This window comes from Paractinoplanes polyasparticus, assembly GCF_019710575.1.
GTDB classification, from domain to species: domain Bacteria; phylum Actinomycetota; class Actinomycetes; order Mycobacteriales; family Micromonosporaceae; genus Actinoplanes; species Actinoplanes polyasparticus.
In genome coordinates, this window is sequence record NZ_JAHWFK010000023.1 from 1 (window position 1) to 20,721 (window position 20,721).

Annotated in this window: 20 protein-coding genes and 3 pseudogenes; 19 read left to right on the forward strand and 4 right to left on the reverse strand. The window is 70.3% G+C overall.

Translation table 11 applies throughout. The features are described from left to right. Positions 1–171 precede the first annotated feature (171 nt). The 4 genes from pgsA to KXC43_RS21825 are packed head-to-tail and all read left to right on the forward strand — an operon-like array spanning position 172 to position 3,447. The gene (gene pgsA / locus KXC43_RS21810; protein ID WP_221377971.1) at positions 172–858 is read left to right on the forward strand and encodes a phosphatidylinositol phosphate synthase; all 687 of its coding nucleotides are present in this window, start codon (positions 172–174) and stop codon (positions 856–858) included. After that, the gene (locus tag KXC43_RS21815) at positions 855–1,718 is read left to right on the forward strand and encodes a phosphatidylinositol mannoside acyltransferase (protein WP_221377972.1); all 864 of its coding nucleotides are present in this window, start codon (positions 855–857) and stop codon (positions 1,716–1,718) included. Before pgsA ends, KXC43_RS21815 begins: the two co-directional genes overlap by 4 nt. 9 nt (positions 1,719–1,727) lie before the next feature. Continuing rightward, positions 1,728–2,882 (forward strand): glycosyltransferase family 4 protein, encoded by a 1,155-nt coding sequence (locus KXC43_RS21820; RefSeq protein ID WP_221377973.1) that lies wholly within the window; start codon positions 1,728–1,730, stop codon positions 2,880–2,882. A gap of 25 nt (positions 2,883–2,907) precedes the next feature. Continuing rightward, positions 2,908–3,447 (forward strand): hypothetical protein, encoded by a 540-nt coding sequence (locus KXC43_RS21825; protein WP_221378154.1) that lies wholly within the window; start codon positions 2,908–2,910, stop codon positions 3,445–3,447. A 7-nt stretch (positions 3,448–3,454) separates the two neighbouring features. Here KXC43_RS21825 and pdxS read toward each other — a convergent pair whose 3' ends face one another. Next, on the reverse strand, positions 3,455–4,342 hold the full coding sequence (gene pdxS, locus KXC43_RS21830; protein ID WP_221377974.1) for a pyridoxal 5'-phosphate synthase lyase subunit PdxS: 888 nt from the start codon (positions 4,340–4,342) through the stop codon (positions 3,455–3,457). Positions 4,343–4,777: 435 nt separating this feature from the next. Between pdxS and KXC43_RS21835 the strand changes: the two genes are divergently transcribed. Further along, positions 4,778–6,001 carry a glycosyltransferase gene (locus KXC43_RS21835; protein WP_221377975.1) on the forward strand — a complete coding sequence of 408 codons (1,224 nt, stop codon included), beginning with the start codon at positions 4,778–4,780 and terminating at the stop codon, positions 5,999–6,001. Between the two features lie 309 nt (positions 6,002–6,310). Here the strand turns inward: KXC43_RS21835 and KXC43_RS21840 are convergent, their stop codons facing one another. Continuing rightward, positions 6,311–6,712: a VOC family protein gene (locus tag KXC43_RS21840; RefSeq protein ID WP_221377976.1), complete on the reverse strand. Its 402-nt coding sequence runs from the start codon at positions 6,710–6,712 to the stop codon at positions 6,311–6,313. Next, on the reverse strand, positions 6,709–7,125 hold the full coding sequence (locus KXC43_RS21845; protein WP_221377977.1) for a helix-turn-helix transcriptional regulator: 417 nt from the start codon (positions 7,123–7,125) through the stop codon (positions 6,709–6,711). The genes KXC43_RS21840 and KXC43_RS21845 overlap by 4 nt, the downstream gene beginning before the upstream one ends. A gap of 23 nt (positions 7,126–7,148) precedes the next feature. Between KXC43_RS21845 and pdxT the strand changes: the two genes are divergently transcribed. The 4 genes from pdxT to KXC43_RS21865 all read left to right on the forward strand — a co-directional run bounded on the left by pdxT (position 7,149) and on the right by KXC43_RS21865 (position 9,726). Then, entirely contained in the window at positions 7,149–7,745 is a 597-nt protein-coding gene (gene pdxT, locus KXC43_RS21850) for a pyridoxal 5'-phosphate synthase glutaminase subunit PdxT (protein WP_221377978.1), read from the forward strand. Between the two features lie 18 nt (positions 7,746–7,763). After that, the gene (locus KXC43_RS21855) at positions 7,764–8,516 is read left to right on the forward strand and encodes a YebC/PmpR family DNA-binding transcriptional regulator (protein ID WP_221377979.1); all 753 of its coding nucleotides are present in this window, start codon (positions 7,764–7,766) and stop codon (positions 8,514–8,516) included. Between the two features lie 43 nt (positions 8,517–8,559). Continuing rightward, on the forward strand, positions 8,560–9,111 hold the full coding sequence (locus tag KXC43_RS21860; RefSeq protein WP_221377980.1) for a Uma2 family endonuclease: 552 nt from the start codon (positions 8,560–8,562) through the stop codon (positions 9,109–9,111). Positions 9,112–9,177: 66 nt separating this feature from the next. Next, positions 9,178–9,726 (forward strand): Uma2 family endonuclease, encoded by a 549-nt coding sequence (locus tag KXC43_RS21865; RefSeq protein WP_221377981.1) that lies wholly within the window; start codon positions 9,178–9,180, stop codon positions 9,724–9,726. Between the two features lie 103 nt (positions 9,727–9,829). On the opposite strand, the gene KXC43_RS21870 is transcribed toward KXC43_RS21865, so the two are convergent. Further along, complete coding sequence (locus KXC43_RS21870; protein ID WP_221377982.1) at positions 9,830–10,369, reverse strand: hypothetical protein; 540 nt, start codon at positions 10,367–10,369, stop codon at positions 9,830–9,832. 104 nt (positions 10,370–10,473) lie between these two features. Here KXC43_RS21870 and ruvC point away from each other — a divergent pair, with 104 nt between their 5' ends. The 10 genes and pseudogenes from ruvC (at position 10,474) to KXC43_RS21920 (ending at position 20,686) form a co-directional block, all read left to right on the forward strand. Next, the gene (ruvC, locus tag KXC43_RS21875) at positions 10,474–11,016 is read left to right on the forward strand and encodes a crossover junction endodeoxyribonuclease RuvC (RefSeq protein ID WP_221377983.1); all 543 of its coding nucleotides are present in this window, start codon (positions 10,474–10,476) and stop codon (positions 11,014–11,016) included. Then, entirely contained in the window at positions 11,013–11,615 is a 603-nt protein-coding gene (gene ruvA, locus KXC43_RS21880) for a Holliday junction branch migration protein RuvA (protein ID WP_221377984.1), read from the forward strand. Before ruvC ends, ruvA begins: the two co-directional genes overlap by 4 nt. Continuing rightward, positions 11,612–11,947: pseudogene (locus KXC43_RS51110) on the forward strand (Holliday junction branch migration DNA helicase RuvB); the annotation flags it as partial. The gene ruvA and the pseudogene KXC43_RS51110, both read left to right, overlap by 4 nt. 39 nt (positions 11,948–11,986) lie before the next feature. Beyond that, positions 11,987–12,625, forward strand: a pseudogene (locus tag KXC43_RS51115) (LAGLIDADG family homing endonuclease); the annotation flags it as partial. Positions 12,626–12,685: 60 nt separating this feature from the next. Continuing rightward, positions 12,686–13,654, forward strand: a pseudogene (gene ruvB / locus KXC43_RS21895) (Holliday junction branch migration DNA helicase RuvB); the annotation flags it as partial. A gap of 145 nt (positions 13,655–13,799) precedes the next feature. Further along, positions 13,800–14,186 (forward strand): preprotein translocase subunit YajC, encoded by a 387-nt coding sequence (gene yajC, locus KXC43_RS21900; protein WP_221377985.1) that lies wholly within the window; start codon positions 13,800–13,802, stop codon positions 14,184–14,186. A gap of 188 nt (positions 14,187–14,374) precedes the next feature. Next, entirely contained in the window at positions 14,375–16,246 is a 1,872-nt protein-coding gene (gene secD / locus KXC43_RS21905; protein WP_221378156.1) for a protein translocase subunit SecD, read from the forward strand. A gap of 1 nt (position 16,247) precedes the next feature. Then, a complete protein-coding gene (gene secF, locus KXC43_RS21910) occupies positions 16,248–17,450 on the forward strand; it encodes a protein translocase subunit SecF (RefSeq protein ID WP_221377986.1) in 1,203 nt (400 codons plus the stop codon). Positions 17,451–17,518: 68 nt separating this feature from the next. Continuing rightward, positions 17,519–18,082 (forward strand): adenine phosphoribosyltransferase, encoded by a 564-nt coding sequence (locus tag KXC43_RS21915; protein WP_221377987.1) that lies wholly within the window; start codon positions 17,519–17,521, stop codon positions 18,080–18,082. A 168-nt stretch (positions 18,083–18,250) separates the two neighbouring features. Further along, positions 18,251–20,686: a RelA/SpoT family protein gene (locus KXC43_RS21920; protein WP_221377988.1), complete on the forward strand. Its 2,436-nt coding sequence runs from the start codon at positions 18,251–18,253 to the stop codon at positions 20,684–20,686. Positions 20,687–20,721 lie beyond the last annotated feature (35 nt).

The following is a 20,721-nucleotide window of genomic DNA, read 5'->3' on the forward strand; positions in this document are numbered from 1 at the left end:
TCTGCGGCAGGCCACCCGGGGGCCGGTCGCTCCTGCCGTTTCGAGACTGTTACGACGCCGTTGGTAAATCCCACACCCCGCGCCGTCCACCCCGCAACCCTATGTAGTCGGCCACGTTACGGCCCGGGCGGGGCGCGCTGACCAGGCTCACGCCGATAGGGTGGGACGGCCATGGCAAAGATCGTCCAAGTACCCGCGCGCGCCGTCATCGCTTACGGCGTGAACCCGCTCGCCCGTTTCCTGTTGCGGATCGGCGTCACCCCCAACGCCGTCACTGTCGCCGGCACCGTCGGCGTGCTGTTCGGCTCCTACTTCGGCGCGATAGGCGAGCTCATCTGGGGCACCGTCATCGTCACAGCCTTCGCGCTGACCGACGCGCTCGACGGCACGATGGCCCGGATGCGGGGCGGCTCCAGCAAGTTCGGGGCCCTGCTCGACTCGTCGATGGACAGGCTGGCCGACGCGGCCGTCTTCGGCGCGGTCGTCTACTACATGTCGACCGAGGGCAACCCGTACGGCGGCATGGTCGCGGCCCTGATCAGCCTGTCCGCCGGCCAGGTCGTCTCCTACGTCAAGGCCCGGGCGCAGAGCCTCGGGCTGGACGCCGACGTCGGCATCGCCGAGCGCCTCGAGCGCCTGCTCATCGTGGGTGCCGGCGGTCTGCTCGGCGGGTTCGGGCTCGACTGGGGCCTGCCGGCCGCGCTGTGGGTGCTGGCCGCGCTCTCGCTGGTCACCGTCTTCCAGCGGCTGATCCACGCCGGGCGCACCGAGCCGCTGCCGGCCGACGTCCGCGAGGCCCAGGCGGAGGCGCGCGCCGTGCCCGACGAAACCCCTGATGCCAAGGACCTTCCTGCGTGAAGGACAGGTTGATCGAGTTCGGCTACGCCGCCGGGTGGCGGGTGGTGCGGGCGCTGCCGTTGCCGGTGGCGCGCCGCCTTTTCATGGCGGGGGCCGACCGGGCGTACGCAAAGAACGGCCCCGGCACCCAGCGGCTGCGGCGCAATCTGCAGCAGGTGCGGCCAGACATGCCCGACGAGCTGGTGCGCGACGGGCTGCGCTCGTACGCGCGGTACTGGCTCGAGGCGTTCCGGCTGCCCTCGCAGACCCGGCAGCAGTTCCTCGACGGCTTCGGCATCTCGCCCGAGCACTACGACTGGCTCAAGACGGCGGTGGCCGACGGCAAGGGCCTGGTGCTCGCGCTGCCGCACGTCGGCAACTGGGACGCGGCCGCCGCGTGGGCCGTCTCCAACGACTGGCCCATGATCACCGTGGCCGAGCGGCTCAAGCCCGAGGCGGTCTTCGAGCAGTTCGTGGCGTACCGCGAGAAGCTCGGCCTGGAGGTGCTGCCGCTCACCGGGGGCCGGCGGGCTCCGCTCGACGTGCTGGCCGAGAAGCTGCAGCAGGGGTACGCGGTGGCGCTGCTGGGCGACCGCGACCTGTCCCGCAACGGGGTCGAGGTCGAATTCTTCGGCGGTCGCACCCGGATGCCGGCTGGGCCCGCGATCCTGGCCATCCGCACCGGCGCGCCGCTGTTCGCGGTCGACCTGTCGTTCACGCCGACCCAGACGTACGCCGTGCTGCGCCGGATCACGCCGCCCACCGAGGGCGCCCTCGACGTGCGGGTCAAGGCGACCACCCAGCTGCTCGCCGACGCCTACGCGGCCGGCATCGCGGACCACCCGCAGGACTGGCACATGCTGCAGAAACTGTGGCTCTAGGGGGACGCCATGCGGATCGGGATCGTCTCGCCCTACTCCTTCGACGTGCCCGGCGGCGTGCAGAACCACATCATGGACCTGGCCGAGGCCCTGATCGGGCTCGGCCACGAGGTCAGCGTGCTGGCCCCGGCCGACGAGGATGCGACCCTTCCGCCGTACGTGGTCTCGGCCGGCCGGGCCGTGCCGCTGCCCTACAACGGGTCGGTGGCGCGCATCGCGTTCGGGCCGATGTCGACGGCCCGGGTGCGGCGGTGGCTGAAGGCCGGGCAGTTCGACGTGCTGCACGTCCACGAGCCGATGACCTTGAGCCTGTCGCTGCTGGCCGTGCTGTCGGCCCGGGGACCGGTGGTGGCGACCTTCCACACGGCGATGACCCGGTCGCGGGCGCTGTCGGCCGCGCAGGGAATGCTCCAGCTGGTGGTCGAGAAGATCACCGCGCGCATAGCGGTCAGTGAGCTGGCCCGGAAGGTGCAGGTCGAGCATCTGGGCGGGGGAGCGGTCGAGATTCCCAACGGGGTGGCGGTCGCGAAGTTCGCCGCCGCCGCGCCCCTGGACGGGTGGCCCGGTGACGGCGGCACCATCGGTTTCCTCGGGCGTTTCACCGAGCCGCGCAAGGGTTTCGACATCCTGCGGGACGCGTTCGTGCCGCTGGCTCGTCAGCGGCCCGGACTGCGGTTGCTGGTGGCCGGGCCGGGCGACCACGACGACCTGTACGACTATTTTCCGGCCGGCCTGCGCGAGCGGGTGACATTTCTCGGCCTGGTCTCCGAAGCCGACAAAGCTCGCATGTTGCGCAGTGTCGACGTCTATGTGGCGCCCAACACGGGCGGGGAGAGCTTCGGCATGATCCTCACCGAGGCCATGGCGGCGGGCACGGCCATCGCGGCCAGCGACCTCGACGCCTTCCGGCGGGTGCTCGACGGCGGCCAGGCCGGGGCGTTGTTCCCGACCGGCGACTCCCAGGCGCTGTGTGGACTGCTCGACAGCCTGCTGTCGAACCCCGCTCGGCGCTCGGCGCTCTCGTCGGCGGCGTCGGCCGCGGTGACCGCGTTCGACTGGCCGAGCGTCGCTCTGCGTGTGCTCGAGGTCTACGCGACGGCGATCGAGGCCACCGACGGGCGGGTCATGGACGAGGAGTGGTCCGAACCACGCTCCTCGTCATAACACCGCGAGGCGGCGGGGCACTACGATTCCCGCCATGTGGTGGGTCCTGGGTGTCGTCGCGGCGGTGGTGCTGCTCGCGGCCTACCTGGGCTGGACGGCTCATCGGGTCGAGCGGGTGCACGTGCGGGCCCAGTCGGCCGAGCGTGCCCTCGACGCCCACCTGATGCGCCGGGCCGCGGCGGCCGCGGTGGTGGCCGAGCAGTCCGACATCATCGAGCTCTACGCGGCGGCGCGGCTCGCCCTCGACGCCGACCCCGACGAGCGGGAATCGGCCGAGAACGACCTGACCCGTCAGTTGCAGGTCGTCGCCCTCTCGGGTCCCGACCCGGCCACCCGTACGCTCCTGGCCACCAGCCGCCGCGTCGTGCTCGCCCGCCAGGTGCACACCGATCTCGTCCGCGATGCCCTGACCGCCCGCCGCCGCCCGCTGGTGCGGGCCCTGCGCATGGCCCGGCAATACCCGCGCCCCCAGTATTTCGACATCGAAGAGCCCCCGATGCCGGCGGCCGTGCCCGTTCCGGCGCCGGCCCCAGCGGTGCCGGCGACACCGCTGGAACCGGTCTGAGCAGCTGTTACCAGCCGCGCTCGGCCAGCCGGTGCGGCTCCGGCACCTCTTCGACGTTGATGCCGACCATGGCCTCACCCAGGCCGCGGGAGACCTTGGCGATCACATCGGGGTCGTCGTGGAACGTGGTCGCCTTGACGATCGCGGCGGCGCGCTGGGCCGGGTTGCCCGACTTGAAGATGCCGGAGCCGACGAACACGCCCTCGGCGCCCAGCTGCATCATCATCGCGGCGTCGGCCGGGGTCGCGATGCCACCCGCCGTGAACAGCGTGACCGGCAGCTTGCCCAGCTCGGCCACCTCCTTCACCAGCTCGTAGGGCGCCTGCAGCTCCTTGGCGGCGACGAAGAGCTCGTCGGTGGGCAGCGTCTGCAGCCGGCGGATCTCGGCCCGGATCTTGCGCATGTGGGTCGTCGCGTTGGAGACGTCACCCGTGCCGGCCTCACCCTTCGACCGGATCATGGCGGCGCCCTCGGTGAGCCGGCGCAGCGCCTCACCCAGGTTGGTGGCGCCGCAGACGAACGGCACCGTGAAGTTCCACTTGTCGATGTGGTGGGCGTAGTCGGCCGGCGTCAGCACCTCGGACTCGTCGATGTAGTCGACACCGAGCGACTGCAACACCTGGGCCTCGACGAATTGGCCGATGCGAGCCTTGGCCATGACCGGGATCGACACGGCGTTGATGATGCCGTCGATCATGTCGGGGTCGGACATGCGGGACACGCCACCCTGCGCGCGGATGTCAGCCGGCACCCGCTCCAGCGCCATGACCGCCACGGCCCCCGCGTCCTCGGCGATCTTCGCCTGCTCCGGCGTGACGACATCCATGATCACGCCGCCCTTGAGCATCTCAGCCATGCCGCGCTTGACCCGGGCGGTGCCTTTGTTCTCAGACATACGAGCAGCGTAGGCAGGGAGACGTCGCCGTCCGATGGCCAATCGAACCCCAGGTGGCCTGGTTTGCCGGTGGCCGGGCGCACAGGCATCGTGGGCATCTTCGGCATCTTCGGCATCAGGATCAAGATCGAGGTCATGTCGTAGCGGGGTGGTGGGTACGGACCGCCGCTCCCGCCGAGGGCGCGGGCGGGCCGAGCTGGGCGCTGGCGCGCCCAGAGCGCTCGGCCCACCCGCGCGACGTGAGTGAGTGGCTGCGCTCAGAACTTGCGTCATCTCGGCCGCCAAGGTGTGGCTGGACAGGACGTCCCTGGCCAGAAGCAGGTCCCGGCTTCCCGGCGGTTCTACGGAGTAACAGCACTGCCGTTGCCGCTGCGCTGTGCGGCGGACGCGGGCGGTCTCAGCGTTTCGACAGGCGCGCTGCGTGAGGATCTGTCCATGCGGATCGTGGCGCTGGCCGTGGGCAGTCGGGGGGATGTCGCACCCTACGTGGGGCTGGGCGTGCGGCTCGTGGAGGCGGGACATCAGGTCACCATTGCCACGCACGCGTTCTTCGAGAAGATGGTGGCCGGGGCCGGCCTCGGGTTCGCCGCTCTGCCGCTCGACACGCGCGAGGAGCTGATGGCCCGGGCCGGCAGCGGATCGCTGGCCGGCATCCTCGCGGTCAACCGGTCGGTCGGCGCGCAGGCGCTGCCGCTGGGCCGGGCCATGGTCGAGGCCGCCCGTCAGGCCGACGTGCTGCTGCTGACCCCGGCCGGCTGGATCGGCGGACATGTGGCCGAGGGTCTTGGGCTGCCCAGCCTGGGCGCCTACCTGCAGCCCATGACGCCGACGCGCGAGTTCCCGCCGTCCACGGTCACGACGCGCTCGCTCGGCGCGTGGGGCAACCGCGCGGCCGCCCGGGCCGTGCTCGAATGGGGGCAGCAGCCCTACAAGCAGGGCGTGCGTGCCCTGCGGGCTGAGCTCGGGCTGCCGCCCATCGGGCACCGGCAGTGGCTGCGGGACCTCGACGCGGCCCGGTGGCCCATCTGCTACGGCTACAGCCCGCACGTGGTCCCGCCACCCGCGGACTGGCCGTCGTCGTGCACCACGACCGGCTACTGGTGGCCCGCCCCTTCGCCCGACTTCGTCCCGCCGCCGGAACTGTTTGATTTCATCGACGCCGGCCCGCCTCCCGTGTACGTCGGCTTCGGCAGCATGCCCACCCGGGACGCCCGGGCGTTGTCGTCCCTGGTCCGCGACGCTGCGCGCGCCGCCGGCGTCCGAGTCGTGTTGAGCGCGGGCTGGGCCGGCCTCGACGCGTCCGGCGACGACGTGCTCACGATCTCCGAGGTGCCGCACGAGTGGCTGTTCCCCCGGATGGCCGCGGTCGTGCATCACGCGGGCGCCGGCACCACCGCCGCCGGCCTGCGCGCCGGCGTGCCCGCCGTTCCGGTGCCGGTGATGGTCGACCAGCCCTTCTGGTCGCAACGCCTCGTGCGGCTGGGAGTCGCCCCGGCCGCCGTCCCGTTCCGCCGCCTGACCGCCGCGCGCCTGGGCGCGGCGATCCGCGAGGCCGTAGCGGAGCCCGCATATCGGCAGCGGGCCGCAGAGGTCGCCGCGATCTTGTCCCAGGAGGACGGGACGGCCGCAGTCCTGAAGGCACTGAACAACCTGACGTAGCCCCTGCTGCGCCGACCACTGGCAGGCGGTTCATGGCTTTGAGCGCAACCGCTCACTCACGTCGCGCGGGTGGGCCGAGCGCTCTGGGCGCGCCAGCGCCCAGCTCGGCACGCCCGCGCCCTCGGCGGGAGCAGCGGTCCGTACCCACCACCCCGCTACGACATCCAGCCTTTGACCTGGCAGTTGAAAGCGGAAAGCATGCCCTCGGCGGGAGCAGCGGTCCGTACCCACCACCCCGCTACGACAGCCGGCCTTTGACCTGGCAGTTGAAAGCGGAAAACACCGCGCTGCGACAAAACTCGGCGTTGATCAGGCGTTCTCGACGAGGACCAGCCAATTCCCGGTGTTGTCGCGCATGACGGCCTCGACGCCGTAGGGGCGGTCGGACGGCTCCTGCAGGAACTCGACGCCGGCCGCCGACAGCTCGGCGTACGTCCGGTGGCAGTCGTCGACCCGCAGGCCGAAACCGCCCATCTGGCCCGACTCCAGCTGCCCGCGGATGAAGGCGGCCGCCTCCGGCGACAGCGGCGGGCCCGGCGTCATCAGCGTCACCTCCAGCTTGGGCTGGTTGGGGTGGACGATCGTGACCCAGCGCAGCCGGCCCATCCGGGCGTCCACGCGGGGCTCGAAGCCGAGGTGCTTCACGTAGAAGTCGCGGGTGGCGTCCTGGTCGAGGCAGTACACGGTCATCAGCGAGATGTTGAGAATCATCTGTCGACCGTAGGACGCCCGGCACCCGGGGGCTTCTCCGAAATTGCGATCACTCCGTGCATGAAGAGCCAGCAGCCGGGGATGTGCGGCGCCGAGGTGGCCCAGCGCTTCTGGTACGCCGTGGGGCTCTCGCCGACCAGCTCGGTGAAGCGGGTCGAGAACGAGCCGAGCGACGAGAAGCCGACCGCCATGCACACCTCGGTGACGGTCAGATTGGCGTGCCGCAGCAGGTCCTGCGCCCGGGCGATGCGCCGCCGGGAGACGTACCGCATGGGGGTCTCGCCGTAGGCGGCGCGAAACGCCCGTACGAGATGGAACCTCGACAGGCCGCCCAGCGCGGCCAGGCCGCTCAGCGTGAGGGGCGCCGCGCTGTTGCGGTCGATGTGGTCGCGCACCCTGCGCAAGGCGAACACGAGGTCAGCCTAAGCTCGACACCGTGAACATCGGAGTGCTGGCTCTGCAGGGCGACGTGCGCGAACATCTCGCCGCGCTGGCCGAGAGCGACGTCCGGACCCGGCCGATCCGCCGTCCCGAGGAACTCGCCGACGTCGAGGCCCTGGTCATCCCCGGCGGCGAGTCGACCACGATCAGCAAGCTGGCCGTCTCGTTCGGCCTGCTCGACCCGATCCGCAAGCGGATCGCCGACGGGATGCCGGTCTACGGCTCCTGCGCGGGCATGATCCTGCTGGCCACCACGGTGCTCGACGGGCGTCCCGATCAGGAGAGCTTCCAGGGCATCGAGATGACCGTGCGGCGCAACGCGTTCGGCCGGCAGGTCGACTCGTTCGAGGGCGACGTCGCGATCGACGACATCGCCGGCGGCGATTTTCACGCTGTCTTCATCCGCGCGCCCTGGGTCGAAGAGGTCGGCGGCGACGTCCGGGTGTTGGGCCGCGTCAGCGGCGGGCAGGCCGCCGGTAGGATTGTGGCCGTTCGGCAGGGGAACCTGCTCGCCACGGCTTTCCACCCGGAGCTCACCGGCGACCTCCGCGTCCACCGGTACTTCGTCGAGATGGTCCGCCAGGCCGCCTGACACAACGGAGGTTCTCGCATGTCCGGCCACTCCAAGTGGGCGACGACCAAGCACAAGAAGGCCGTCATCGACGCCAAGCGCGGCAAGATGTTCGCCAAGCTCATCAAGAACATCGAGGTCGCGGCCCGCACCGGCGGCGGTGACCCGGCGGGTAACCCGACGCTCTACGACGCCATCCAGAAGGCGAAGAAGAGCTCCGTCCCCAACAACAACATCGACAACGCGGTCAAGCGCGGCTCCGGCCTCGAGGCCGGCGGCGCCGACTGGCAGACGATCATGTACGAGGGCTACGGCCCCAACGGCGTCGCTCTGCTCATCGAGTGCCTCACCGACAACCGCAACCGCGCCGCCACCGAGGTCCGCACGGCGCTGACCCGCAACGGCGGCACGTTCGCCGACGCCGGCTCGGTCTCGTACCTGTTCAACCGCAAGGGCGTCATCATCGTCCCGGCCGAGGGCATCAGCGAGGACGACCTGATGATGGCCGTCCTCGACGCCGGTGCCGAAGAGATCAACAATCTCGGCGAGTCGTTCGAGATCGTCAGCGAGCCGACCGACCTGGTCGCCGTGCGCACGGCGCTGCAGGAGGCCAACATCGAGTACGACTCGGCCGACTCGTCGCTCCTGCCGACGATGAACGTCGAGGTCGACGAGGAGGCCGCGCGCAAGGTCCTCAAGCTGGTCGACGCGCTCGACGACTGCGACGATGTCCAAGAGGTCTACACGAACGCCGACATCAGCGACGACGTGCTGGCTGCTATTGACGCGTGACAACTGGTCGCGAGACCAGTAGGGTGAGGGGGTGCTTGCCGTTATGACCGATGTCAATCTGCCGAAGGTTGAGGACCTCGACGTTGACGACCTCGCCTCCTTGCCTCGTGGCTACCGCTACGAACTGCACGACGGAAATCTCGTCGTCATGACGCCTTCGACCTACTGGCACAAGTTGATGGCGCAGCGTCTGCTTCTCATGCTTCACGCGGCCGGCTTCCGCTGGGTTCTTCAGGACACTGGGATCCGCGGGGACCGGCCGCGTGACTGCCGCATACCTGATCTCGGGGTGCTCAAGAAGCTCCCGGCCGATATGAACGACTCGAACCTGCCCGCCTCCGCCTTCCAGTTGATCATTGAAGTTGTGTCGGAGAAGTCCCCGAACGGCGAGTACCGGCAAAAGGCTCAATGGTATGCGGAGCGCGGCATCGTCGAGTACTGGATCGTCGACAGAACTCCGGATCGCGCACCCGAGGACGCGGTGGTTCATCTTCACCACTTGACGCTCGGAGCCGGCGAACCGGCCTACACGCGTCAACGGTCGGTGCTGCTGACCGAGCTCGAGGCGGAGTTCCGCGCGAAAGGTGAGGCCTGACGACTGGTCGCGTGACCAGTAAGGTGGCGGGACAGAGCCATCTCGGCGTGGAGGTGCGACCCGCCCATGACCGGCCTCTTCCTTCCGCCCATCGAGGATCTCGAACTCGACGACCTCGCCTCCCTGCCGCGGCACTACCGCTACGAGCTGCGCGACGGCAATCTGGTCATTGCGGCGCCCTCGAGCTTCTGGCACAAGGTCATGGCGGGCCGGGTGCTGGTCATGCTGCACAAGGCCGGCCTCAACGTCTTCCAGGATCCCGGCGTACGCGGTGACCGCCCCCGCGACTGCCGCGTGCCCGACCTGGGCGTGGCCAGCCGTTTGCCACCCGGCCTGGCCACCTATTCGCATCTGCCGGCGTCGTCGTTCAACCTCGTCGTCGAGGTCGTCTCCGAGGGCGCGGCGAACGGCGAATACACCGACAAGGCGGCCTGGTACGCCGAGCACGGCATCCCCGAGTACTGGATCGTCGACCAGGCCCCCGACCGCGCCGACGACGACGCCTTCGTCTTCGTCCACCGCCTCCTGCTGGCCGGCGGCGAGCCCATCTACGGCCGCGAACGCAACGTCCTGCTGTCCGAGCTGGAACGCGAATATCCTGATATTGACTCGTGACAACTGGTCGGCGCCGACAAGCCGACGAATTGAAGCATCACCGGCTTCGGGCGGGTCCATCAAGACAGAGGACAATGTCCTCGGTCGATGGATGAAGTGCTTCTCAGTAGTCGACCGCGATCTTGGACATGGTCTGGATCAAGGTGGCTATGAGGAGGATGCCGAAGGCTATGCGGCGGCCCACGGCGTGCCACTGCTGGCGCCGGTAGGCCTGACACCAGGCGATGCCGGCGTCGGCGGCGGCGCTCACCCGGCCGGATCGGTGCGTGTCGGGCAGCACCGCGGCCTTGAGCAGGGCGATGCTGCCGCCGCGGCGGTACAGGGCGGGCGCGTACGCCGGGCGGTGCAGCACCCGCACGTCGACCTCGTAGACCTGGTCGTCGCGCCACTGCTTCGTGCGGACCTCCAGGCGGTGGCGCAGATACTCGTACTCGGCATGGGGCCGGCCCAGCAGGCGGCGACGCCACGACAGGCGCCGCCAGTGGGAGGCCACGTCGGCCAGCACGTCCATGTAGAGGTGCTCGGCCTCGGGGTCGCCGCCGACCAGCCGGCTCGTCTCACGGCGCAGGTCATCGAGGTGGCACGAGACGAAGTCGACGTACGCCGGTGGCGGCTCGTCGTCCATGGGTGGCACGAGATACATGGGTCACACCCCCGGCCACCATCGTCGAGGCGTGTCGCTGCCGGGCGCAAGAGGGCAGCGTATTAGGGTGTCGAACACACGTACGTGAGTCAGGGGAGGTCTTGGTGCGCGTGCTCGGCATCGACCCGGGTCTCACCCGGTGCGGGGTCGGTGTCGTCGAGGGCGTGCCGGGGCGGCCCGGCACGATGATCGCCTATCACGTCGTACGCACCGAGGCCGACGACGACATCGCGCACCGCCTGCTGCAACTCGACCGGGCGCTGGCCGCGCTGGTCGCCGAGCACCAGCCCGAGAGCGTGGCCGTCGAGCGGGTGTTCGCGCAGCACAACGTCCGTACGGTGATGGGCACCGCCCAGGCCAGCGCGGTCGCCGTGCTGGCCGGCGCGCGGGCCGGACTGCCCGTGCAGACCTACACGCCGAGCGAGGTCAAGGCGGCCGTCACCGGCTCCGGCACAGCCGGCAAGGCACAGGTCACGGCGATGGTCACCCGGCTCCTCCAGCTCGACGCGCCGCCCAAGCCGGCCGACGCCGCCGACGCCCTCGCCCTCGCCATCTGCCACATCTGGCGCGGCGGCACCCGTGCCCGGATCCAGGCCGCGGCCCTCGCCGCCGCCCGCAAAGCTCACCAGGGGAGAGTCCGCCGATGATCGCAAGCGTGCGCGGGGTGGTGGCGGCGATCGCGCCGGACAGCGCCGTCATCGAGGTCGGCGGCGTCGGCCTGCAGGTGCAGTGCGCGCCGGGCACCCTCGCGGGGCTGAAGCCGGGGGCCGAGGCGCGGCTGGCCACGAGCATGGTCGTCCGGGAAGACTCGCTGACCCTCTACGGCTTCGCCGACGACGACGAGAAGCACCTGTTCGAGCTGCTCCAGACGGCCAGCGGCGTGGGCCCCCGGCTGGCCCAGGCGGTGCTGGCCGTGCACCAGCCCGAGACGGTGCGCCGCGCCATCGCCGGCGGCGACCTGGCCACCCTGACCCGCGTGCCCGGCATCGGCAAGAAGGGCGCCGAACGCCTCGTGCTCGAGCTGCGCGACCGGATCGGCCCGCTGCCGATCGGCGACGGCGGCTCAGCCGGCGTGCTCAACGGCGCCTGGCAGGAACAGGTACGTCAGGGCGTGCTCGCGCTGGGATGGTCCGCCGCGCAGGCCGACCAGGCTGTGGTCGCCGTGGCCGAATCCATCGAAGGCGAGGTCCCCCCGGTTCCCGTCCTTCTCCGCCAGGCGATCCGCCTGCTGGGCAAGGCCCGATGAGCGACGACCTGGTCTCCGCCACCGCCGGCGACGACGAGCTCGACGCCGAGGCCAGCGTCCGGCCCCGCCGCCTGGCCGAGTTCATCGCCCAGCACCGCGTCCGCGACCAGCTCGACCTGCTGCTCAAGGGCGCGATGGGCCGCGGCACCCCACCCGACCACATTTTGCTCTCGGGGCCTCCCGGTCTGGGTAAGCCGGTCTCGGTGGACGCGCTGGTCCTGATGGGCGACGGCTCCCGACGCCGCCTCGGCGACATCGTGGTGGGCGATCAGGTGATCACCCGCACCGGTGACCCGGCCGCCGTCCTCGCCGTGCACGAGCAGGGCGAACTCGACTCCGTACGCATCCGCACCGCCTCCGGCCGCGAGGTCGTGGCCGCCCCGGATCACCCGTTCTGGACGACTGAGGGCTGGGTCAAGGCGGGCGACCTCACCCCGGAGGACGTGCTGGCCAACGTCCTCTCCCCGGCGACCGTGGCCGAGAGCGCCGGGGAGACCGACGAGTTCCGCCTGGCCGGCTACATGATCGGCGATGGCTGCACGAGCAACCAGGTCACCTTCACCGGCGGAGACGCCGTCGTGCTGGATGACTTCCGGGCGGTATGCGACCGCCTCGGCTATACGCACAAGAGCCGCCCCGATTCCGCGCGCAGCGAGCTGGTGCGCGTCTCCGGGCTGAAGCCCTGGCTGGCCGAGACAGGTCTGCTGGACAAGACGGCGTGGGACAAGCGAGTTCCCGGCTTCGTGTTCCGGGGCGACGAGTGGCAGGTCGGCGCGTTCCTGGCCGCCTACTTCGCGTGTGACGGCACAGTGAGCCGGCGTGGCCGAGACCGCTATGACGTCGTCGTCGAGTTCCACAGCGTTTCGCGTGGCCTGCTCGAGGACACCCAGCATCTCCTGCTCAGGCTCGGGATTCAGTCCCGGCTGAAGCTCAAGCGCGGGCGTTACCTGGGCCGGGTTCACGAGTCGTGGCGGTTGTCGATCACCAGCCAGGACGATGCGGCCCGCTTCGCCGAGCGGATCACGCCTATCGGCGACCGCGGTCAGCGGTTGCGGGAGTGGGCGCCGCGGCGGAATCGGTTCGATGAGCGGCTGTCGCCGGACAAGGTGGCGTCCGTCGTGGGCGCGGGGCTGACCGAGTGCCGGTGCCTGACCGTGGCCGACGACCACACGTTCACGGTGAACGACCTGGTCGTGCACAACACGACGCTGGCCAACATCGTGGCGGCGGAGTTGGGGACGGGAATCCGGACCACGAGTGGGCCGGTCATCGAGCGGTCGGGCGACCTGGCGGCGATCCTGACCGGGCTCGCGCCGGGGGACGTGCTGTTCATCGACGAGATCCACCGGATCGCCAAGCCGGCCGAGGAACTGCTGTACAGCGCGATGGAGGACTTCCGGGTCGACGTCGTGGTGGGCAAGGGGCCGGGGGCCACTGCCATTCCGCTCGATGTGGAGCCGTTCACGCTGGTCGGGGCGACCACGCGGGCCGGGTTGCTGTCGGGGCCGATGCGCGACCGGTTCGGGTTCGTGGCGCATCTCGACTTCTACTCGCCGGCCGACCTCGACTCGTTGCTGCACCGGTCGGCCCGCATTCTCGGGGTGCCGATCACCGACGACGGCGCGGCCGAGATCGCGGGGCGGTCGCGGGGGACGCCGCGTATCGCGAACCGCCTCCTGCGGCGGGTCCGCGACTACGCCGAGGTGCGCGCGGACGGCGTGGTGACCGAGGCCACGGCGCGGGCCGCCCTCAAGGTGTACGACGTGGACGCTCTGGGGCTCGACCGGCTCGACCGGGCCGTGCTGCGGGCGCTGATCGAGTCGTTCCGGGGCGGGCCGGTCGGTCTGTCCACGCTGGCAGTGGCCGTGGGGGAGCAGTCCGACACCGTCGAAGAGGTCTGTGAGCCCTTCCTCGTACGGGCCGGGTTGCTGGCCCGTACGCCGAGGGGCCGGGTTGCGACCGAGGCGGGCTGGGCCCATCTGGGAAAGACGCCGCCCTCGGGCACGATGCAAGGAGATCTGTTCGCGCGCGATGCGTGAAATCCCTCGTAATGCGAACGTGATGTGTGCCGCATTCGGAACTCCCAGGTTGACCGATTAGACTCGCCGCCGTTCAACCGGGATGTGTTTATCGCCCCGGTGCGTGGTCTTCCGCGTCACCGGCGGCCAACGGAAGGCTTTTTTCGTGCCATACGCAGCCGAGGCATCCGGGGGTGGCAGCTTCACGCCGCTGCTCCTCATCGTTCTGCTCTTCGCCGTGATGTATTTCTTGATGATCCGGCCGCAGCAGAAGCGTCGTCGCGAGGCCGCGCAGATGCAGAACGCGCTCGGCCCCGGCGACCGCATCGTCACCATCGGCGGCCTGCACGGCACCGTCGTCGCCGTTGCCGACGACGTCGTCACGCTGGAGATCGCCGACGGCGTGCACGTCGACTTCGCGCGCCCGGCCATCGCCCGCGTCGTGAGCCAGACGGCCGCCGCGGCCGAGGTTCCGGCCGAGGAAGAGATCGCCGAGCCCGTCGTGGAGGAGCCGATCGTCAACCCGGTCACCGACACGCGTAAGAAAGACTGACAACTCAGACGTAGTACCCCTCGGGCCGGCCCGTGCGGCGTCAAGCTGCCGGGCCGGTTCGTCGGGCCCGCGCGAGGCCGCAGCCGAGAGCGCGAAGCGGACGTTAGACTCCACGACCGCCTCAACCACACCAAGACGCCGTAAACACAGGGAGATCGAAAGCCGTGGCACGACCACCACAGGGACAGATGCATCCCGGACGGCAGCTTGCCGTGCTCGGCGCGATCTTCGTTGTCCTTTACCTGCTCGTCTTCTTCGCGGGCGGGGCGAGTGGCTCCTTCACCGACCGTCTGCACCCCAAGCTCGGCCTCGACCTGGTGGGTGGCACGCAGGCCACCTACATCGCGTCGGTCCAGGGCGGCCAGGTGCCGCCGAAGGCGAACATGGAGCAGGCCCGCGACATCATCGAGGAGCGGGTGAACGCCCTCGGCGTCTCCGAGGCCGAGGTGGTCATCCAGGGTGACCGCAACATCGTGGTCTCGCTCGCCGGCAAGGCCGACGACCAGCTCAAGGACCTGTCGCAGGCCGCGCAGATGCGTTTCCGCATGGTCATCGGCGCGACGGGTGACGCCGCCGCGGTCGCGCTGAACCCGCCGTCGGCCCAGCCGAGCGCCCCGGCCTCCGCTCCGGGCAGCGCCCCGGCGAGTGCCCCGGCCAACCCGCCCGCGAGCGGCGGCGCCAACGCCCCCCAGGTCGGTAACAGCCCCTCCTCCGGTGGTCAGGGTGGCGGCGCGCCCGCCCCCAGCGCCACGCCGAGCGCCCCCGCGCCGTCGCCCAGCGCGACCGGGGACGCGCCGGTGAGCGCCGACACGCAGCAGCAGCGCGACGCCGTCGAGAAGAAGGTCGGCGCCGCCGCGTGGGCCGCGGCCGAGAAGCTGACCGCTCCGGTCGACCTGCAGTCCAACCCCAAGGCCGGCCTGCCGTTCGCGAACTTCGCCAAGCTGAGCGGCGAAGAGATCAACGTGCTGACCCCGCAGATGCAGTTCAACGTGCCGACGGTCAGCTGCAAGCAGCTCGAGGACCGGCCGAACGGCGCCATCGACGCCGTCAACTCCCAGGCCGTCGCCTGCTACCAGGGCGGCAAGGTCCTGCTCGACAAGGCTCCGGTCGTCGGTGAGGACATCTCCAAGGCGAGCCCGCAGCTCGACCAGCAGACCGGCCAGTGGGTCGTCTCGCTCGACTTCACCAGCGCCGGCTCGGCCAAGTGGGCCGCGCTGACCCGGCAGGCGTTCGAGGCCACTCAGAGCGACCCCTGCTTCGTCGCCGCCCAGTCGCTGTACGGCCAGGTCGACCACTGTGCCGTCGCCGTGGTGCTCGACAAGAACGTCATCTCGGCGCCGCAGATCCAGGGCGTGCTGACCGGCACGTCGCAGATCACCGGCCAGTTCAACTCGGCCTCGTCGCGGCAGCTGGCCGACCAGCTCAACTTCGGCGCGCTGCCGGTCACCTTCACCTCGGGCCCGGCCCAGACCGTGTCGGCGACCCTGGGCATCCAGCAGCTGCAGGCCGGTCTGCTGGCCGCCGCGATCGGCATGGGCCTGGTGGCGATCTACGCGTTCTTCTACTACCGCCTGCTCGGCTCCGTGATCTTCCTGAGCCTGATCCTGTCGGGTCTGCTCACCTTCGGCGCGCTGGTGATCCTCGGCCGGACGATGGGCTTCACCCTGACCCTGGCCGGCATCGCCGGGTTCATCGTGTCGCTGGGTGTCGCGGCCGACTCGTTCGTCATCTACTTCGAACGTCTGAAAGACGAGATCCACGAGGGTCGAAGTCCGCGAAGTGCGGTGCCCAGAGCATGGGCGCGCGCACGCCGGACGATCATCTCGGCGAACACGATCACCATCCTCGCCGCCGTGGTTCTCTACATCGTCTCGGTCGGCGCGGTGCAGGGCTTCGCCTTCGCGCTCGGCCTCTCGACCGTGCTCGACCTGGTCGTGGTGTTCCTCTTCCGTCACCCGATCATGACGATGTTCGCGCGGACCAAGGCGTTCCTGTCGCCGCGGGTCAGTGGCCTCGGCCGCGTCCTGCGTACTGCCACGACCGATCCCAAGGAGGCCTGAGATGGCCCGCCAAGGTCTTGCCGCCCGGCTGTACGCGGGTGAGGCGAACGTCAACATCATCGGCCGCCGCAAGCTGTGGTTCCTGATCGCCGGCCTGCTCGTCGCCATCTCGATCGCGAGCATCTCGATCAAGCAGTTCCACCTGGGCATCGAGTTCTCCGGTGGAACGTCGTTCAGCGTCCCGGCCAAGGTCGGCAACACCGAGCTCACCCAGGCCGAGGTCTCCGACGCGGTCGAGCGGGCCATCCAGGGTGTCGACCCGGGCGCCGAGGTCGGCGCCGCGCAGCGGGTCGGCACCGCCGGCGGCGCCGCGAGCTTCACCGTGCGGGCCACGGCGCTCACCGCGCAGCAGGCCGAGCAGGCCAAGACGGCCCTGGTGCAGGATCTCGGCGTCAGCCCGGAGGAGGTGAGCGACGACCAGGTGTCGGCGGCCTGGGGCGGGCAGGTGACGAGGCAGGCGCTGCTGGGCCTGATCATCTTCCTGGTGCTGGTGATGGTCTATCTGGTCGTCCGGTTCGAGTGGCGGATGGCGGTCGCGGCCCTCAGCTCGCTGTTGCTCGACCTGATCGTCACGGCGGGCGTCTATTCGCTGGTCGGCTTCGAGGTCACGCCATCGACGGTGATCGGCTTCCTGACGATTCTGGGTTATGCGCTGTACGACGTGGTGGTGGTGTTCGACAAGATCCAGGAGAACACGCGCGGCATCACGGCCAGCAGTGTGCGGACCTACAACGAGGCGGCCAACCTCGCGGTCAACCAGACCCTGATGCGTTCGCTCAACACCGGTCTGGTGGCGCTGCTGCCGGTCGGCGGCCTGCTCTTCATCGGCGCCGGCCTGCTCGGCGCGGGCACCCTGAAGGACCTGGGCCTGGTGCTCTTCGTCGGCATGGGCTTCGGCGTCATCGCCTCGATCCTGTTCGCGGCCCCGGTGCTCACGGTGCTCAAGGACCGCGAGCCGAGGATCAAGGCGCATACCGCCCGGGTGCTCGCCCGCCGGGCCGGCGCCCGCTCGGGCGACGTCGCTCCGCGCGGCGAGCGCACGGGCCGCGACGCCAACGTCGCCGACTCGGACGAGACGGCTCCGGCGCTGGCCTCGGCCGCGCCGCGGCCGGGCAGCCGCCCGACGGCCAAGCGCAACACCAACCGCGGCGGACGGCCCGGCGGCGCCGGCAACCGCCCCGCCGGGGGCAGCAAGCGTCGCTGACGCAGCACGACAGTGAAGGGGCAGCCGGATCACCGGCTGCCCCTTCGTCGTTCGTTAGGCTGTCGCGCGTGACCGATGAGAAGACGCGCGCCACCGGAGACAGCGGCCCCGATCTGGCCGCAGTGGTCGCCGGCGGCACGATCGACGTGCCCGACTTCCCCAAGCCGGGCATCACCTTCAAGGACCTGATGCCGCTGTTCGCCGACGGGCGGGCCTTCCACGAGGTGATCGACGGGATCGTCGCCCACTACGGCGCCGACTCGTTCGACGTCGTGGCCGGCGTCGAGGCGCGCGGCTTCGTGGTGGCGGCGGCCGTCGCGTACGCGACGGGGGTGGGCGTCGTGCCGGTGCGCAAGGCGGGCAAGCTGCCGCGCCAGGCCCTGGCGGCCTCGTACGAGCTGGAATACGGCGAGGCCACCCTCGAGGTGCACGAGGACGCGTTCATCGCCGGACAGCGCGTCCTGGTGGTCGACGACGTGCTCGCCACCGGGGGCACGGCCGGCGCGGCTCTCGAGCTGGTCGAGCGGGCCGGCGGCACGGTCGTGGGCTTCACCGTGCTGATGGAGTTGGCCTTCCTGAAGGGCCGCGAGCGCCTGAAACCCCGCACTGTCCACGCCCTGCTGACCGTTTGATGGGGCTTTGCCGCTCTCCGGGCAGCTCTTTCGGAGGTTCGGCCGCGCCATCGGGGAAGACTGTGCGGGTAGGATGGCGTTCCTAACCAGGTGACCAACCCTGGCATTGGTGGACTTCTCCGGCCGGCGACGACCGGCCGGGTCCCGAGCGATGGTGTGAGGAGGCCGGTGTCCAGCGACGTCGTCCCTCCGGCGGAGGGCACGGTGCAGCCGACCGAGGACTCACAGAACGGTGCGGGTGCTCCGGTGCCCCCTGACGAGCCGAGGCCGGTCGAGGCACCCGACTCCGACGCGACTCAGCCGATGCCTCCGGCCGAGGCGCCGGCCGCGGGCTTCGGCACCCTGGCCGGCGCGCCCACCGGCCGCCGGGTGCGGGCCCGGCTGGCGCGCTTCAACGCGCCCTGGCAGAGCACCCAGGTCAGCGAGGTTCTCGAACCCCTGATCGCCACCCACCGGGCCAGCCACCCCAAGGCCGACGGCCGCATGCTGCAGCGCGCCTTCGACGTGGCCGCTCGCTGGCACTCGGGCCAGTACCGCAAGTCCGGCGACCCCTACATCACCCACCCGCTGGCCGTGGCGACGATCCTGGCCAACCTCGGCATGGACACGACGACCCTGGTCGCGGCCCTGCTGCACGACACCATCGAAGACACGGACTACTCGCTCGAGCAGATGCGCAGCGACTTCGGCGGCGAGGTCGCGCTGCTGGTCGACGGCGTCACCAAGCTCGACCGGGTCAAGCTGGGCGACGCGGCCAAGGCCGAGACCATCCGCAAGATGGTCGTGGCGATGGCCAAAGACCCGCGGGTGCTGGTCATCAAGCTGGCCGACCGGCTGCACAACATGCGCACCCTGACCTTCCTGCCGCGCCCCAAGCAGGAGCAGAAGGCCAAGGAGACGCTCGAGATCCTGGCCCCGCTGGCTCACCGCCTCGGCATGAACACGATCAAGTGGGAGCTCGAGGATCTCGCCTTCGGCACCCTGTTCCCCAAGCGGTTCGAAGAGATCAACCGGCTCATCGGCGAGCACCAGCCGCAGCGAGAGGCGCTGCTGCGCCAGGTGACCAACCGGGTGAGCCTCGACCTCAAGTCCGCGAAGATCAAGGCCGAGACCACCGGCCGCCCCAAGCACCTCTACTCGATCTATCAAAAGATGATCGTGCGGGGCCGCGACTTCAACGACATCTACGACCTGGTCGGCGTGCGCATCCTGGTCGACACGGTCCGCGACTGCTACGCCGCGCTGGGCGTCATCCACGCGAACTGGCAGCCCGTGCCGGGCCGGTTCAAGGACTACATCGCGATGCCGAAGTTCAACATGTACCAGTCGTTGCACACGACGGTCATCGGCCCGACCGGCAAGCCGGTCGAGATGCAGATCCGCACGTTCGCGATGCACCGCACGGCCGAGTTCGGCATCGCCGCCCACTGGAAGTACAAGGAGCAGAAGGGCGCGACGATCGTCGGCCCGCCGGCCCACATCGACGAGATGACCTGGCTGCGGCAGCTGCTCGACTGGCAGCGCGAGGCGAGTGACCCGTCCGAGTTCCTCGACGCGTTGCGCTTCGACCTGTCGAGTCAAGAGGTGTACGTCTTCACGCCCAAGGGCGACGTCATCCCGCTGCCGACGGGGTCGACCCCGGTCGACTTCGCCTACGCGGTGCACACCGAGGTCGGGCACAAGTGCATCGGCGCCCGGGTCAACGGCAAGCTGGTGCCGCTCGAGTCGACGCTCTCCAACGGCGACGTCATCGAGATCTTCACCTCGAAGTCGGCCAACGCCGGCCCCACGCAGGACTGGCTCGGCTTCGTCAAGAGCCCGCGGGCGCGGACGAAGATCCGGCAGTACTTCAACAAGGAGCGCCGCGAGGAGGCGATCGAGGACGGCAAGGAGGCCATCGTCAAGGCGATGCGCAAGCAGGGCCTGCCCCTGCAGCGCATGCTGACGAACGAGAACCTCACGACGATCGCCCGCGATCTGCACCTGGCCGACGTCGCGTCGCTCTACGCGGCGATCGGCGAAAGCACGGTGTCGGCCCAGTCGGTCGTGCAGAAGCTGGTCGCCGGCTTCGGCGGCGAGGAGGGCGCGGTCGAGGACATCGCCGAGACCGCCGTCGCGACCCGCCCGCCGCGCAACCGCAGCACCGCGCAGGACCCCGGCGTCGTGGTCAAGGGTGTCAGCGACGTGTGGGTGAAGCTGGCCCGCTGCTGCACCCCGGTGCCGGGCGACGCGGTGTTCGGCTTCGTCACCCGCTCGGGCGGCGTCAGCGTCCACCGGGAAGACTGCGCCAACGCCGAAGACCTGCGCGACCAGCAGGAACGCGTCGTCGAGGTGACGTGGAAGCCGACCAGCGCGTCCACCTTCCTGGTGGCGATCCAGGTCGAGGCGCTCGACCGGCACAAGCTGCTGGCCGACGTCACCCGGGTGCTCTCGGAGGAGCGGGTCAACATCCTCTCGGCGACCGTCACCACGACCCGCGACCGGGTGGCCGTCAGCCGGTTCACGTTCGAGATGGCCGACCCGAAGCATCTGGGTCACCTGGTGGCCGCCGTGCGTAAGGTCGACGGCGTCTTCGACGCCTACCGCGTCACGTCCGGCGCCTAGCCGGAAAAGAAAGGGCCCCCGCCGAAGCGGGGGCC